Source organism: Pseudomonas sp. BP11-1-1 (assembly GCF_052112105.1).
GTDB lineage: Bacteria > Pseudomonadota > Gammaproteobacteria > Pseudomonadales > Pseudomonadaceae > Aquipseudomonas > Aquipseudomonas alvandae.
On the sequence record NZ_JAUTYU010000003.1, the window covers coordinates 144,950 to 159,903 of the forward strand.

Below are 14,954 nucleotides of genomic sequence, written 5' to 3' on the forward strand. Positions count from 1 at the left end.
CCTTGTCGTGATCAAGTGAACGGCCCCTGGGGGCCGCAGGTTATGGCCGACACGGCCATGGCTTTGCAGGCGCTCGGGATAAGCGCGCTGAAAATCGGTTACAGGTGCAGCACCCGCTCCAGGGATTCCAGCACCTGCTGGGTGATGGTGTTCAGGCGGATCGAGTAGATCGTATAGGCGACCGTCAGCACGACGGCGGCCATGGCCCAGGGTGTCCACAACGGCCAGGCGCGTTTGATCCGGTAGTTGCGCGGGGCGACGTTTTTCAGTGGGTCGGTCAGGCGCTTGGGTGTTTCACCGCGCAAGGGGCGCAACAGGCCGTGCAGTTGGGTGATGATTTTTTGTATTTCGTCATCGCCCTTGATATGGGCGCCGTATTTGCCCTTCAGTCCGGAGATCAGGCACTGGTACATGAACTCCAGCACATGCTGGTAGCGGGGCGCTTCGAGGATCATGTTGTTCATCACGGTGAAGAATCTTTCGCCGCCTTGGGTTTCGCCGTGGAATTGGCTGAGCAACGAGCGTGCGCTCCAGCTGGAGAGCCTGCCCCAGGTGGTGCGCATGACCACCTCGTCCACCAGCAGGCACAGGCTGTAGGAGTAGGCCTTGAGCATGCCGGCGTCGTAGTCGAGCTGGCTGACTTCTTCCATGATCGTGGTGATCTGGTTGCTGACGCTTTTGTACAGTGCGGGCACGTCGTTGTGCTGGTCCAGGCGACGCAAGCGGATGACCAGGCCGATCAGCGGCGTGGCGGCGTCGCACAACGGGTTCCAGCCCACGCCGCGGATGTCGAATTCAGGGTCGGCGAGCAGCACGGGCGGCTTTGGCATGGCCTGCTCCTCAACGGGTTCCGGTTCTTTGCTGCCGGTCGCCTGTTGCAAATAATCCAAGAGCTGATTGTTGTCCGCAGGTGGCGTGGTTTCGGTGGACGTTGTTTCATTCATCTCTCTCACTCCTGATCGCCCAGAACTGCAACTCCAGCGCCGGGAACTCACCGGCAATATGGAAACCAAACCCGCTACCACTGCTCAGGCTTAGCCAGGCAGGGTGATGCCGGTCGAGTTCGAAATAGCTGAAACCGGCATGGAACGGCAGGTGCCGCGGCGCCACCGGCAGTGGCCGCAGTGGAATGCCCGGCAGTTGCAGGCTGACCAGTTGCTCCAGCCCTTCGGTGGAGGTGATCTTGATCTGCTTGGGCAGTTGCTGGCGCAGGGTCTCGGCGGGCAGTTCGGCGCGCACGGCGAGGATGAACTCGGCGTTGTCCAGCAGGCGCTTGTCGTTCAACGCGGCGATGCGCACGCCGTACCGCTGCTCGACAATCGGCAACGACACCGCACGCGGTTGCAGCACGGTACCGAGGGCGCGGCGCAAGGTGTGTTCCAGCATCTGGAACGATTCGCGCAGGTTGTCGTGCTGGTAGGCCGGGTATTCCTGGGGCAGGTGGCCCTCATCGGTAAAGGTCACCAGTTCGCCGCAGGCCTGGGCCAAGGCGATGTACAGTCGTTCCGGGTGGACTTGGCGCTGGCGAGCCAAGTGCTGGAACAGCGGGAACAAGCGGTTGAGGGTTTGCAGCAGATTGAAATCGGTGACATCGGCCACGCCCGACTGCCCCGGTGAACCGATGCGTTGCGCCAGGTTCTTGGCCCGTTCGCGCATCAGCCCGGCCACTTCGCCCAAGTAGCGGTGCAGCGCCGGCACGGCTTGCAGGGACAGGCTGGTGGCGTAGAAATGCTCGTCCATCACCAGGCTGCCGTCCGGGCGTTTGTCCTTGATCTTGCCCAGGGCGATGCCGGTGAAGGCACTGCGGTCGCTGTGTTCGAGCATCAATTGCAGGTTGGGCACGGCAAGGTCCATGCCGACCTGATCGCCGTCATCGCTGTGGGTGTCGCGGATTTCTTCCCGGCGGACAATGTAGCGGCTGTTGCCATACTGGTCGGGCCAGCGCACTTCGAGGGCGCCGTTGGAGCGCAGCGGCAGGGTCAGGTAGACGATTTGGCCGACGGCGCTGCTGTCGGCGATTTCCAGCGGGGAGGGCGGTGCCAGGTCATGGGGAATGTCGAAGACGCTGCCATCGGGCATGATCCCGCGTGCCCGGGTAATGGCGATTTTGCCGAAGCCCAGGTATTCGTCGTTCAACGCCAGTTCGCTGAAGCCGTAGAGGGTGTCGTTGAGGCTGTGCAAACGCTGGTGCACGGCGGCTTCGGCGGCGCGGGCCTGTTGCTGGAAGTGCTGGGGCTTGACGAACAAACCTTCATGCCAGATGACGGGGTTGCGTGAACTCATTGGTAAATACTCTGGGCAATAGGGGGCTGGAAAGGGCGTCATCGGGTTTCTCCCTTGAGGCTGACCTGCGCGGCGTCCAGCTGCACCAGCACCGCGTATTGCCGGCCTTTCGGCTCGACGCGCAGACGCTGTTTCCACTGGCCGACCTCGCTGTTGTGGTAGTTGGCGATCACCGCGATAAAGCGGGTGTCTTCATCCAGGGCGCGCAGGTCGATGAACTTGAATTGTCCGGGCTGGAGCAGGTAGTCGTCGGCGCGGATATAGGTGCTGCCCAAGGTCTTTTTCAGGTCTTCGGCCAGGGCCTGGGGACTGGCGTTGACCAGCAGCGAGTCGTCGGTCAGTTGCAACACCTTGAAGGCGATCGGCGTGGCGACATGCGCCAGTGTCGGGTTGCCCCACGGGGTGGTCAGGCGTACACCCTGAGCGTCGTAGTCACCCAGAAGCGTGTCTTCCAACGGCGACATCGGCACTACGGGCGCCGGTTCATCGCTCAGTGGCGATTGGGCCGGCACGCTTTCGTAAAGGTGACTGAGCAAAGTTTGCACTTTGTCCGTCAGGGCCTGCGGGCTGGTTGCCTGCACGTTGAGGGTGTAGGGCGAACGGCTCGCGTCTTCATCCGGCGCCGTGCCGGTGCTGATCAGGCGTGGGTTGACGTTATCGCTGGCGTACAGGCTCAGGGAGTAGCGGCTGGGCTGATCGTCGGGGCCGCCCACTGGGACCGACGGAGTCCAGATCACCTGGCCGATCTTGCCGAGCATGGTGCAACCACCCAGGGCCAGGCAGGCCAGCAACAAGCTACCCAGGCGCAGGGTGCTGAACACGCTGGCGGTGCGCTTGGGTGCAGGCGCGCAACGGTCAGCCAGCGGTTCGGGTGGCGGCGCTTGATGCATTGCTCGCAGCGGGTCGCCTTGCTCGGCTAGATCCTCGGGCCGGCAAAGGCGCTCGAATTCCGAGCAAGTGGCAGGTCGCCTATCCGCCGGTGGCCTACTTGGCAGGTCTTCCTGTTGCCACACGTGCATGCCCTCAGGGTGGCCGCCGAGCAGCTCATCCAGCGAACGCGACCCTGGGGCGTGCTCTCCCAGCTGTACCGCAATCTGATACGCACCAATCTGCAACCGATCACCGTCGTTGAGGCTCACCGCCACATTGCGACCCAACGGCAAATCATGATCATTGGCGTAGGTATGGCCGCTGCGGTCGACCACACAAAAACGCCCCTCGACGACTCTGATTTCACAGTGATTGGGTTGCACGCTGTTGTGGCGATCCTCCAGGCGCCAGTCCGCCGCGGCACTGCCGATGCTGCCGCCTTTTGGGCCAAACCGGTGAAGGGGCAAATACCCGTGCAACAACTGCGCAGGATTATTGATGACCAGCGTCAACTTCATGCGCGCCCCCGAATCCGCACCACGGCGGGATGACGTTGTTCTTGATGTTCGATAAAGCTGGTCCAGCCCAGGTGGGTGCCGCCAGCGCGTTGCAGGTTGAAGGGCGGTACGTCTTCTTCGCGCAGCCCCAGTTCCAGGTCGTAGGCGGTGACGTCGCGCAGTAGAAAATCCATCAACTGGCGCAATCGTCCGAACTGCTCACCGCTGGGCAAAAACTGCCGAAAGCGCGTCTGGGTCAGGTTGGGAATCACCAAGGTGAATTTGCTGGCGCGGGTCTTGCTGCGGTCGCCCACCACAAAGTCGTTGCCCAGGGTGCCGTTGGCCTTGCCCAACACCAGGCGCTGACGCTGCGGAAAATTTACCGAGCGCACCTCGAACTCACGGATGTACACGCCGTTCAGGTCGAAGCAATGCTCGACGATGCCAGATACCACCGAGGGTGACCGGCTACGGCTGGCAATCAACCCGGCAAAGCTCAGCAGGCGGCCCCAGGGCAGCGGCGTGGCACCGCGAAGGTCGTTGTCGTTCAGCCCGACCATGGAGAATACGTAGCGCGAAAAGCGGTCGCTGGCCTCGGCCTGGAAGCGAATGTAGTAGCGGTACTTGCGCCAGCTGGTGTGCAGCAGGGTCAGCAAGCGATGGTTGAAAAAATCCATGAACGCCGGGCGGATCCCGCGCTCCTGTGATTGTTCGTAGGCCAGGCGGTCCAGGTAATAGCCGGGCAGTGGTGAGTCGGTGCCGTGCACGCCAAAGAAGCTCGTCTGCAAGCGATAGCGCACCTCGTCGCGATCCTCCTCAAGGCGCGCCGCCTCGACCACATCGGAGGCCGGAAAGCCCAACCCCGCATGGCTTTGCAGGCGCACACGACGGCGCGCCGCCGCACTCAAGGGCTGCGCCTCCAGGTCATCGCCATGCAAAGCGTGCAAATGCTCCAGCAGACGGTGAAACGAATAGTTCCGCGCGTCGGCCAGCAGCACATCGGCTAGATCACGGGTTGTCTGCCGGTCAACAGTGGCCATTCATAACGCTCGTTGTTGGTGGTATTGATCACTTCCAGGCGATGGAAGGAATTGATGCTCGCGTATAGGGCGAAGAAGTGCGAAAGCACGCTGGCAAACAGGTACAGCTCGCCCTCGCAGAGAAAAGCGTTCTGGTCCAGTTGCAAGCGGGTCTGCAAGCCGCGCACCGGCTGGCCATTCATCAGCCAATCGATGGGCGTGGTTACGGCATTCTGGATACCGTTGAGGCGTTTGCGCGTGGCGCGGGCCTGTTGCAAGTCGTGTAAGGCAGCAAAGTCATAGGCGCGGATCACCGCCTTGAGCGGCTCGGCCGACAGCAGCGACAGGTAGTTCAGCGACAGGTTGGAAATCAGCGTCCAGTGCAGGCTGCTGTCCAGCACGGGCCGGTAGCTGCGAGTCGGTGCGATCAGGTTGGTGTAGGTGGCAAACGACGGCGTGACTTCGGTGGACAGCGACACATCCCCAACACCCAGCAACTGCGGCAGATCACGGTTGCTACAGGTCAACTCGATGGACGCCGCTTCATGCTCACCGATGTACAGGCTTTCATCGCCGCGCACGAAAGCAATGCGATGACGCAAGCCCTCGCGGCCATGGGACTCCTCGATATGCGTGCGGAAGTACAGTGTCGTGCGGCCTCGCGCGTGCTCGATCTCATGCTGGAAGGACTCGAACGGCGTAAAGCGCCGCAACGGATCGCCCTGGCGCTCCTTGTCGGCGGCATCCCAGCCAGTCACCTTGTCGACACTGAAAATCTCGTAGGCTTCGGGCCTGTTGCCACTGGGGCTGATACGCCGCTCCAGGCTGCGCCCGTCCAACGCAATAGGGTTGGCATCGTGGCGGAACAGGTTGACCGCCGGCGCGCAGTACAGGTGCAAGTCGCTGGTACGCAGGCGGATATCGGGCGGCATTGGCCGGCTGAACTGAAACTCGAAACGCAGGGTGGTGGCGCTGACATCCGGCCAAACGTGAGCCAGGCGGTTCAGACTGAAAAAGTGGTACCGCTGCGGGAACACAAAGTACTCCTGCAGGATGCGGTAGCCATCGAACACATTGCGCGGGTAGGGCAGCAGGGCCTCCTCAGGGGTGAAGCCGGGGAAGCCAATATTCTTGGCCGACAGGCGATAACTTTGGTCATCGATGTGCAGCGTGACGCTGTCCAGATAATGGGCAAGCCACAGGTACAAGGTCAGCGCGGTGGCGCTATCGCCGCCCAGGTGAAAGTCCAACTGGTCGCAGGCCATGCTGGTCAGCGGCTGCTCGGTCAACACCTTGAGGTCGATGCGCATCACCGAGGCCTCACGGCTGTGGGCGTCACTGACGTCCTGCAAGGCCAGTGGGTACAGGTTGACGTCGGTGCAGGTGCGGAATTGGCAGGAGATGCCATCTACCGGTTTGGCAAACAAGGGCGTGCCTTTGGGAATCACCTGGCGCTGGCTGATCGCGTCGGGCAACGGTGTAAAGCGAATGATGGTCGCGCTGGGCAAGGGCCGAAGGTAGTTGGGCCACAGCATCTGCAACAGCGGATGGGTCAGTTCCGGCAAATCATCGTCGATCTTCATGCCCAGCTTGGCGGTGAGGAAGGCAAAGCCTTCCAGCAGCCGCTCCACGTCCGGGTCGCCGGCCTGATCGCCGAGAAACTGCGCCAGCTGCGGGTTGTCCTCGGCAAACTCGCGGCCGAGTTCGCGCAGGTAGCGCAGCTCCTCGGCAAAGCGTTGTTTCAAGTCCATCGCATTCTCATCTCACTCGGGTGTAGCCGTCGTGGCCATGCAGGGCCACCTCAATCTGAACCAGCTCTTCCTTGTGGTGGATCCGTACCTGGCAATCGAGCCGAAAGTTCAGCTCCAACGGCAGGTCCGGTTCGGGCTGAAAGCGCACGCCCGTAACCCTGATGCGTGGTTCAAAGGCTTCCACCGAACGCCGAATATCGGCGCTGATGGCCACCACCAAGTCACTGCTGGCCTGGGTGACCCCATTGAAGTCACGCAGGCCCAGCTCAGGGCTACTTTGCGAGCAGCCCTGGCGTGAATTGAGCACCTGTTCCAGGTGGCGTTTGATCGCCTCGACACGCTGGCGCGCCTGTTCATCCGCGCTGCCGGGGCGGTAGCGCGGTGCGTCGGGTTCCAGGCGTTCGAACAGGCTGCGGCCCATTTATTGGGTGTCCAGCCGACCGACCAGTGAGATCTCGAAGTTGGCGCCCATGTACTTGAAGTGCGGGCGCACCGCCAACGACACCTGGTACCAGCCCGGATCGCCGGCCACGTCCTGCACGACGATTTGTGCGGCGCGCAAAGGGCGACGGCTGCGTACATCGGAGGAGGGGTTTTCCTGATCGGCGATGTACTGCTTGAGCCAGGTGTTGAGTTCGCGCTCCAGATCCTGGCGTTCCTTCCAACTGCCAATCTGTTCGCGCTGCAGCACCTTGATGTAGTGGGCCAGGCGATTGACGATAAACAGGTACGGCAACTGGGTGCCGAGCTTGTAGTTGGTCTGCGCTTCCTGGCCTTCGCGGGTCTTGGGGAAGTTCTTCGGTTTTTGCACCGAGTTGGCGGAGAAGAACGCCGCGTTGTCGCTGTCTTTGCGCATGGTCAGGGGAATGAAACCGGCTTCGGCCAGCTCGAATTCCTTGCGGTCGGAAATCAGCACTTCGGTGGGGATCTTGGCCTGCAACTGGCCGAGGGATTCATAGAGGTGCACCGGCAAGTCGTCCACCGCGCCGCCGGACTGCGGGCCGATGATGTTCGGGCACCAGCGGTAGCGAGCGAAGCTGTCGGTGATGCGCGAGGCCATCAGGAACGCGGTGTTGCCCCACAGGTAATTGTCGTGGTTGCCGTCGACGGTTTCGTTGTAGCAGAAGCTGCGAATCGGGTTCTCCAGCCCATCGTAAGGCGAGCGCAGCAAGAAGCGCGGCAGCGTCGCGGCGATGTATTTGGAGTCTTCCATCTCGCGCAGGCTGCGCCATTTGGTGTGGCCGGGGCCTTCAAAGATATCGCTGACTTCCTTGACCGATGGCAGGTCCTGATAGCTCTTGAGGTTGAAGAACTCAGGGCCGGCAGCCATCACGAACGGTGCATGGGCCATGGCGCCCACGGAGGCGACGTAGCTCAACAGCTTCATGTCCGGGGACGATGGGCCGAAGGTGTAGTTGCCGATCATCGCCGCGATCGGCTCGCCACCGAACTGGCCGTAACCTGAGGTGTAGGCGTGCTTGTACAGGCCGCTGCGGGTGATGTCACCGGCGTTGTCGAAGTCGTCCAGCAGCTCTTCCTTGGTGACATGCAGCATTTCCAGCTTGATGTTCTCGCGAAAATCCGTGCGATCCACCAGCAGCTTCAACCCACGCCAGGCCGATTCCAGTTGCTGGAACTGCGGCTGGTGCAGGATTACGTCCATCTGCTTGCTCAAGGCGCGGTCGATTTCAGCAATCATCTGATCGACCCGGTGCTTGTTGACCGGCTGCTGGTGATCGCCGCTTTGCAGGATCTCGCTGATGAACGCGGCCACGCCCTGGCGGGCCACGGCATAACCTTCCTGGGAGGGACGGATGGTGGTGTTGGCCAGCAGTTGGTCGAGCAACGACGGCGATTCGTCAGCGACCAATACGTGGGCGGCGGCGCTTTCCATGGGCATGGGGAGTACTCCGTTGAGAAGGGCGTTCAATCAGTTGTGGGGCGCGTCGAGCACCAGATTCAGTTCGCTTGCCAGACGTTGGCGGGCGGTTTCATCGGTCAGCAGACTTTGCAGGTGTTTGCGAAAGGCCGGGACATTGCCCATGGGGCCTTTTAGTGCAACCAGGGCTTCGCGAAGTTCCAGCAACTTGTTCAATTCAGGCACTTGGCGGGCGACGGCGTCGGGGCTGAAGTCGTTGATGTTTTTGAATTGAATTTGCACCTTCAAGTCGGTGTCATGGTTGTTGTTCAGAACGGATGGGACGGCCATGTCCAGAGCAACTTCGGCTTTACTCAGTACTTCATTGAAGGTGTCTTTGTCTATTCGGATGGATTGCCTGTCTTCGAGGGCGGTTAGTTCGCCGTGGCCTTTGAAGTCTCCGGTGATCAACAACTTCAGAGGTAACTCAACTTCAGCCTGCTGATCGCCCGTGGCCGGGACGTACTTGATGTTGACGCGTTCTTTGGGCGCGACAGAACCCTGAGTTTTCGACATGTGAAATATCCTTTTCGTAAGGTCGGCGCATTAGAACCGGCTATTGTAATATTTGTCATGTAGGACGATATGGACGCGTTTCGTAGGAAGCCGGCAAAGGGGTTGTGCATAACTGAATTATTCCTACGGTGGTTATAGAAACGTCTGACAGGCGATTCTTTTTGTACGGATTTTGTGATGAGTTGTTCCTGTTTTACTTGCCTCCCCGTTGAACTCAGGAGATGCTCTTAGGGTTAATCGTTGAACTCGCCTGCTAAAAAGCGTTAGTTCGAAAACTTAAGAAAACTGTCTGATTTGGACCTCGATGAGGCATTTCAGGAGGTGTTGATGCGCGACGGATGGCGAGAGTGGAAATGCGGGCTTTGGCTGATGGTAGTGGCTGTAACGGGTGTGCAAGCGGCGACACAGGATTGCCCATCCATCGTCTCCCCCTTGAAGCGGCTGGAATGTTTTGACCTGGCCGCCGGGACACCCATTCATCAACCATCTGTGCCGCCACGTGCTTTGGGCCGGGTACTTCCGATTGTCGATCTGGTCCAACGCAATGAAGCCAAGCGTCCCTCCGAGGACCAGCGGTTTTTATTGTCGTCATTCCCGGAGCCGGACAACGACCAACAACCCCGCCTGGTGATTTCCGCCCCGGCCCTGGGAGCGTTGCCGCCTCGGCCCTATTTGGCCATCAGTTGCGAATCGAACATCTCGCGCCTGCAACTGGTGCTGGATGAACCGGCCAAGCCCAACAAGATTCGCATCCAGCTGTTCAAGGACGAGCGCCCGGTCTCCGCGGCCTATCAGTGGCAGGTCCTGGACGACGCGGGCCTGGTGGTCGACGCCGGGCGCGGGCTGCAGGCAATTTCCCTGTTGCGCAACATGGGCGGCGGCCAGCGCCTGCGACTGGAGAGCGACTATCCGCGGTTGCACGGCCTGGTCTTCGATGCTGAAGGGCTGGGTGAACTGATCGAGCAGGAGCGCCAAGTATGTCGCTGGTGATCGACGTGCCGGCGGACACCGTCAAGTTGCTGCTGACCCCCATCGACGCCGAGCAACCCGCTGGGCATTTCGATATGGAGGACGAAACCTACCAGGCCATCGACCAGGAAATGATCAAGCTCGGCGGCCTGCGCGAAGGGGATATCGACTGGCCCTATATCGACGAAGCGTCCCGTCAATATCTGGCGACCCAGTGCAAGCACTGGCGCATCGTCGCCCATCTGCAGGTGGTGTGGCTGCGCACCCGGCAATGGGCGCGCTGGGCCGATGCCCTGGGTTTGTTGGCCGGCATGGTCGAACTGTATTGGGACAGTGCCCACCCCAAGCCTGGGCCCACCGGCTATCTGAACAAGCGCAAGCAAGTGCAGCGCCTGCTGAGCGACCTTGGGCAGGTGTTGCCGACCCTGCAGCGCAACAGTTTTGAACCGGCCTACCAAGCCGCGGCGGACCTGGCCCTGGCCAATCTGCACCGCTGTGCCGAAAGCGCCAAGCTCGCCCCGGCCCCATTGGACGCATTGCAACGCCAGCTGGAGAAATACAGCGAGCCGGTCATTGCGACTGAGCCCGTCCGGGCGGCCACCTCCGGCAACGTTCTGGATTCAGCATTTTTCAACAGCCCCAAACCGCAAGTGCCGAGCAATGAACGTGAGCAGCGCCGCGCGGTGTTGAACATGGCCGAGCTGATCAACCAGCAGGACCCCTACGACCCCACCGGCTATCAATTGCGCCGCTTCGGCCTGTGGTCCCATCTGCGCACCGCACCGCCCATCACCCGCGACCGTCGCACCGAATTGACCGCCGTGCCCAAGGACATCGTCGACGGCTATCAGGACGCGCTGAACCATAACGTCCTGGACCCGAACCTGTTGCTGCGCCTCGAAAAAAGCGTCTGCGCCTCGCCGTACTGGCTGCGTGGCAGTTACCTGGCCGCCCAGGTCGCCTCGCGCCTGGCAATGGAGGCGGTGGCCGCCGCCATTCGCCAGACCTGTGAGCGTTTTGTCTGCCGTTTGCCGGCGCTGCTGGAGTTGTGTTTCAGCGACGGTACGCCGTTCGTGGATCCGCAAACCCAGGCCTGGATCACCGGCACCGATCAGGCGCAAACCGCTGGAAGCCCGGTGCAGGAGTACACCGGCCTGCGCGACGAACTGGCCGCCCAACTCAACACTGAAGGCGTTGAGCGGGTGCTGCTGCGCCTGCAGGAACTGCACGCTGCCCAAGACGTCCCGCGCCAGCGCAGCTACGCCACGGTGATCGCCGCCGACTTGCTGGCATCGCGTGGCTTGTCGTGGCTGGCGGACGACCTGTACGCCAACGTTGCGCGGCTGATGCGCGAGACCACGGCGCAAGGATGGGAACCGGAGCTGTACCAGAAGGTGGCGCAACCCATGGACGACAGTCATTTGATTAAAGCGATTAAGGAGTAGGAGCGATTTATGGGTATGGTCTGGGGTTACCTCAAACGCTGGGTACTGCCGATACTGCGTCAGTTCAACCAGGCATTGCCTGTGCTGGTTTTGCTGGGCGTAGTGTTCTTGTTGATTGCCATCTGGTGGCTAGGCCCGCAATGGACCTGGCGCGAGCATCAACCGCTGAGTGAATTGTCGGTGCGCGTCTCGGCCAGTGTCGTGGTGCTGGTGATGCCGCTGCTGATCTGGGCGTGGCGGGTGCGTAATCGTTATCTGCGTCTGCAGGTGGAGCGCCAACATGAGGCAGCGGTGCAAGCCGATCCCAGCCTGCCTTATATCGAGGCGCAGGAGCGTGCGCTGGACCGCAGCCTGGGCAGCCTGCTGAACAATATGGAGCGCCGCCGTTCGCTCTATCAACTGCCGTGGTACCTGGTGCTGGGCGAGGAAAATGCTGGCAAGACCAGCCTGATCACTCGTTCCAACCAGAGCTTTGCTTTATCCCATGTGACCAAGGCCGGAGTGAGGGCTCGTCAAGAAGAGCAACTGGCCTATCCGGTGGATTGGTGGATCGGTGACGAGGCGGTGTTGATCGATCCGCCGGGTGAGTTCCTCAGCCATCTGGACTCACCGGGTGAAAACGTCGAGCAACAGGGCAAGGTCAAACCGGTACTGCCCCCCGGCACCCATGCGCGCCTTTGGTCGCACCTGCTCGACTGGCTGACGCGCAACCGCAGCCGTCGAGCGTTGAACGGAGTGGTGCTGGTGATCGATGTGCAGGTCTTGTTGGCGCAGCGTCCCGAACAACGCAAGGCTCACGCCAACCTGCTGCGCACTCGGCTGTTTGAGCTGACGCGGCAGTTGGGCACGCGTTTGCCGGTGTACGTGACACTGAGCAAGTTCGACCTGTTGGAGGGTTTTGAAGAGTTCTTCGCCCGCTTGTCGCGCAGTGGGCGCGAAGACCTGTTGGGCTTCACCTTCAGCCTGGACGCGGTGGATGATTTTGATGCTTGGTTGGCGGAACTGACACGCCAATACCAAACCTTTGTCGCCTGCCTGAGTGAGCAGATTTTCGACAGCGCCGTGGAGTCACGCACGCTGACAGAGCGCGATCGGTTACAGGCGCTGGGATATCAAATGGCGGGCTTGCGCCCGGCACTGTTCGGCTTTCTCAGCGAAATGCTCGGCAGCGATCGTTTCACCACCCCGGCATTGGTGCGCGGACTGTATTTCTCCTCGGTGCTTCAGCAGGGCACCCTGAGCAATGCCTTCGTCAAAGAAGCAGGGCAAGCCTATCAACTGCCGCCACCGCCATCCGAAGTCAAGCCAGCCGGTGGCACGGCCATCTTCTTTGCCCAGCAACTGTTCCAACGAGTGATCTACCCCGAAGCAGGCTTGGCGGGCGATAACATCAAGGTGGCCCGCAGCAAACGGCGGCTTTTGATCGCCGGGTTCAGCGTCGCCTCCTTGGGCTGCTTGGTTGTCATCGGCACCTGGCAGTTTTACTTCAATATCAACCGAGACAAGGCGGCCAACGTCTTGGCCAAGAGCCAGGAGTTCAGCGGGCGGGATATCGACGCCAAGGTCGACCCTACCGGGCGCAATCTGTTGCTGCCCCTGGACCAGATCCGTGATGCGGTGCTGGTCTACGGCGACTATCGTCAAGCCTGGCCGTTGCTGTCGGATATGGGGCTGTATCAGGGGAGGGCGATTGGCCCCACCGTGGATGAGGTCTATTTGAACCTATTGTCCAAACGCTTCCTCCCGGCGATTGCCAGCGGTGTATTGGATGCAATCAACACCGCCACTGCCGGCAGCAGTCAGCAACTGGCGGCCCTGCGCGTGTACCGCATGCTCGAAGAACGCCAAAATCGCCACCCAGCCATCGTCGAAGAATGGGTCGCCAAGCAATGGCAGCGCGCCTATCCTGGCCAGGGCCAGTTGCAGGCCGACTTGATGGGGCACCTGGGCTACGCGCTGAAATACGCCGACGCCGACCTGCCGCACTACCGTGAACGCGTTGCCCAGGTGCAGCAGCAATTGCGCCAGTTGCCCATGGCTGAACGGGTCTACATGAGCCTGAAACAGGATGCCCTGGAACGCCTGCATCGCCCACTGGACCTGCGCAACGAAGTGGGGCCGTCGTTCGATATCGTCTACCGCCCGCTGAACACCGATCAAGAGGGCAGCGGCTTGCAGTTGCCGCCGCTGCTCACCGCCAGGGGCTTCAAGGATTACTTCGAGCCCGGCACCGAGGGCATCATCGAACTGGCCATGATCGACCAGTGGGTGCTCGGCGAACGGCAACGCCTGGACTACTCCGACGAAGACCGCAAAGTGCTGACCCAACGTATCCGTGCGCTGTACAGCGCCGACTACGTGGACAGCTGGCGGCGGGCGCTGAATCAGTTCGAGGTGACTGACTTCGACGATCTCAGCCACGGCGTGGCGGTGTTGGAACAGGTCACCGGCCCGGCCGCGCCGTTGCGGCGTTTGCTGGAAACCTTGCGTGACAACAGCGTGATCTACCCGTCGGCGCCCTTGGCCGAAGGACAAGCGCCGTTGGCGCTGGACAAGGTATCGGACGGCCAACAGCAGGCCGCTGGCATCCGGCGCGCGTTCTCCAGCCTGGCGGAATTGATCGCTGCGCGAGGCGAGCAGCCGTCCTATTACGAAGAAACTGTGCGCTCGGTTAGCGCCGTCTACGACAACGCCAAAGCCGTGCACGACAACCCCGATCCTGGCAAGGCGGCGCTCAAAACCGTACTCAACCGTTTCTCCCTGGACGGTGCTGACCCCATCGCCAATCTGCAACGCGTCGCTGTGGGCCTGCCCGAACCGCTGAACCAGCACGTCAAGAAACTCGCCGACCAGACTTCACAGGTGTTGGTGATTGCCGCCTTGCGCGAACTGGAAAAACGCTGGGACAGTGAAATCTACAGCTTCTACCGTGACCGCCTGGCGGGCCGCTACCCGTTCAAGGCCAGCGGCGAGGACGCCTCGCTGGAGGACTTTGAAGCTTTCTTCGGCCCACAAGGGCGCCTGCAGCAATTCCACGATCAGTACCTGAACGTGTTCCTCAAGGACAACCTCGATGCCCTGTACTCCGACAGTCTCGGTGGCTACCTGGTGCGCAGCGACGTACTGGAACAGCTCAAGAAGGCGGAGCGCATTCGTGACACCTTCTTCAACCATCGCGGCCATCTGGCCGTACAGCTCACCATCGAACCTCTAGCCCTGAGCGCGACCCGCCTGAGCAGCATGCTCAGCGTCGACGGCCAACTGATCCCCTACCAGCACGGCGCACCACAACGCACCGGGCTGGTGTGGCCCAACAGCCTGGGCAACACCAACGGTAGCCAACTGACCCTGGTGCACAGCACTGGCAACACCGCCAGCATGAGTTATCGCGGGCCGTGGTCGTTGTTCCGGCTGCTTAGCCGCGGGCACCTCAATGGCCGCACCGACACCAGCGTGGACCTGACCTTTGCCGTCGCTGATGGATTGATGCGTTATCGGATTGGGGCGGAGAAGGCTAACAACCCGATTACCCAGCGCAGCTTTGAAGGGTTTGGGTTGCCGAGGACATTGTTGAAGGAACGTCAATCAGGAAAAAACGTAAACAAGGTTGAGGTTGTCGCCGCAACAGCGTTCAGCGATGAGCGTAAATAAATCAGCAGTTACTGGATACAAAGCAACCACAAGTC

General features: G+C 61.1%; 11 protein-coding genes. 3 read left to right on the plus strand and 8 right to left on the minus strand.

Features of this window, described 5'->3' with window-relative positions; translation table 11 throughout:
* Positions 1-98 precede the first annotated feature (98 nt).
* The 8 genes from icmH to tssB are packed head-to-tail and all read right to left on the minus strand — an operon-like array spanning position 99 to position 8,854.
* A complete protein-coding gene (gene icmH / locus Q7C33_RS07430; RefSeq protein ID WP_407683093.1) occupies positions 99-944 on the minus strand; it encodes a type IVB secretion system protein IcmH/DotU in 846 nt (281 codons plus the stop codon).
* Entirely contained in the window at positions 937-2,283 is a 1,347-nt protein-coding gene (gene tssK, locus Q7C33_RS07435) for a type VI secretion system baseplate subunit TssK (RefSeq protein WP_407683094.1), read from the minus strand. The genes icmH and tssK overlap by 8 nt, the downstream gene beginning before the upstream one ends.
* 38 nt (positions 2,284-2,321) lie before the next feature.
* Positions 2,322-3,671, minus strand: a complete 1,350-nt coding sequence (gene tssJ / locus Q7C33_RS07440) for a type VI secretion system lipoprotein TssJ (protein ID WP_407683095.1) — start codon at positions 3,669-3,671, stop codon at positions 2,322-2,324.
* The gene (gene tssG, locus Q7C33_RS07445; RefSeq protein ID WP_407683096.1) at positions 3,668-4,690 is read right to left on the minus strand and encodes a type VI secretion system baseplate subunit TssG; all 1,023 of its coding nucleotides are present in this window, start codon (positions 4,688-4,690) and stop codon (positions 3,668-3,670) included. Before tssG ends, tssJ begins: the two co-directional genes overlap by 4 nt.
* A complete protein-coding gene (gene tssF, locus Q7C33_RS07450) occupies positions 4,654-6,420 on the minus strand; it encodes a type VI secretion system baseplate subunit TssF (RefSeq protein ID WP_407683097.1) in 1,767 nt (588 codons plus the stop codon). Before tssF ends, tssG begins: the two co-directional genes overlap by 37 nt.
* Before the next feature lie 7 nt (positions 6,421-6,427).
* Positions 6,428-6,841, minus strand: a complete 414-nt coding sequence (tssE, locus tag Q7C33_RS07455) for a type VI secretion system baseplate subunit TssE (RefSeq protein WP_407683098.1) — start codon at positions 6,839-6,841, stop codon at positions 6,428-6,430.
* The gene (gene tssC / locus Q7C33_RS07460) at positions 6,842-8,314 is read right to left on the minus strand and encodes a type VI secretion system contractile sheath large subunit (protein WP_407683295.1); all 1,473 of its coding nucleotides are present in this window, start codon (positions 8,312-8,314) and stop codon (positions 6,842-6,844) included. It lies immediately after the preceding gene.
* Between the two features lie 36 nt (positions 8,315-8,350).
* Positions 8,351-8,854: a type VI secretion system contractile sheath small subunit gene (gene tssB / locus Q7C33_RS07465; protein WP_407683099.1), complete on the minus strand. Its 504-nt coding sequence runs from the start codon at positions 8,852-8,854 to the stop codon at positions 8,351-8,353.
* A gap of 327 nt (positions 8,855-9,181) precedes the next feature.
* Between tssB and vasI the strand changes: the two genes are divergently transcribed.
* From vasI to tssM, 3 genes are read left to right on the plus strand one after another with little or no spacing between them, the layout of a single operon-like run.
* A complete protein-coding gene (gene vasI, locus Q7C33_RS07470) occupies positions 9,182-9,844 on the plus strand; it encodes a type VI secretion system-associated protein VasI (RefSeq protein WP_407683100.1) in 663 nt (220 codons plus the stop codon).
* A complete protein-coding gene (gene tssA, locus Q7C33_RS07475; protein WP_407683101.1) occupies positions 9,832-11,268 on the plus strand; it encodes a type VI secretion system protein TssA in 1,437 nt (478 codons plus the stop codon). Before vasI ends, tssA begins: the two co-directional genes overlap by 13 nt.
* Positions 11,269-11,277: 9 nt before the next feature.
* On the plus strand, positions 11,278-14,919 hold the full coding sequence (gene tssM / locus Q7C33_RS07480; RefSeq protein ID WP_407683102.1) for a type VI secretion system membrane subunit TssM: 3,642 nt from the start codon (positions 11,278-11,280) through the stop codon (positions 14,917-14,919).
* Positions 14,920-14,954 lie beyond the last annotated feature (35 nt).

Coding starts and splice junctions, on each gene's coding strand:
- icmH (WP_407683093.1), bottom strand. CDS start 944: ATGAATGAAACAACGTCCACCGAAACCACGCCACCTGCGGACAACAAT.
- tssK (WP_407683094.1), bottom strand. CDS start 2,283: ATGAGTTCACGCAACCCCGTCATCTGGCATGAAGGTTTGTTCGTCAAG.
- tssJ (WP_407683095.1), bottom strand. CDS start 3,671: ATGAAGTTGACGCTGGTCATCAATAATCCTGCGCAGTTGTTGCACGGG.
- tssG (WP_407683096.1), bottom strand. CDS start 4,690: ATGGCCACTGTTGACCGGCAGACAACCCGTGATCTAGCCGATGTGCTG.
- tssF (WP_407683097.1), bottom strand. CDS start 6,420: ATGGACTTGAAACAACGCTTTGCCGAGGAGCTGCGCTACCTGCGCGAA.
- tssE (WP_407683098.1), bottom strand. CDS start 6,841: ATGGGCCGCAGCCTGTTCGAACGCCTGGAACCCGACGCACCGCGCTAC.
- tssC (WP_407683295.1), bottom strand. CDS start 8,314: ATGGAAAGCGCCGCCGCCCACGTATTGGTCGCTGACGAATCGCCGTCG.
- tssB (WP_407683099.1), bottom strand. CDS start 8,854: ATGTCGAAAACTCAGGGTTCTGTCGCGCCCAAAGAACGCGTCAACATC.
- vasI (WP_407683100.1), top strand. CDS start 9,182: ATGCGCGACGGATGGCGAGAGTGGAAATGCGGGCTTTGGCTGATGGTA.
- tssA (WP_407683101.1), top strand. CDS start 9,832: ATGTCGCTGGTGATCGACGTGCCGGCGGACACCGTCAAGTTGCTGCTG.
- tssM (WP_407683102.1), top strand. CDS start 11,278: ATGGGTATGGTCTGGGGTTACCTCAAACGCTGGGTACTGCCGATACTG.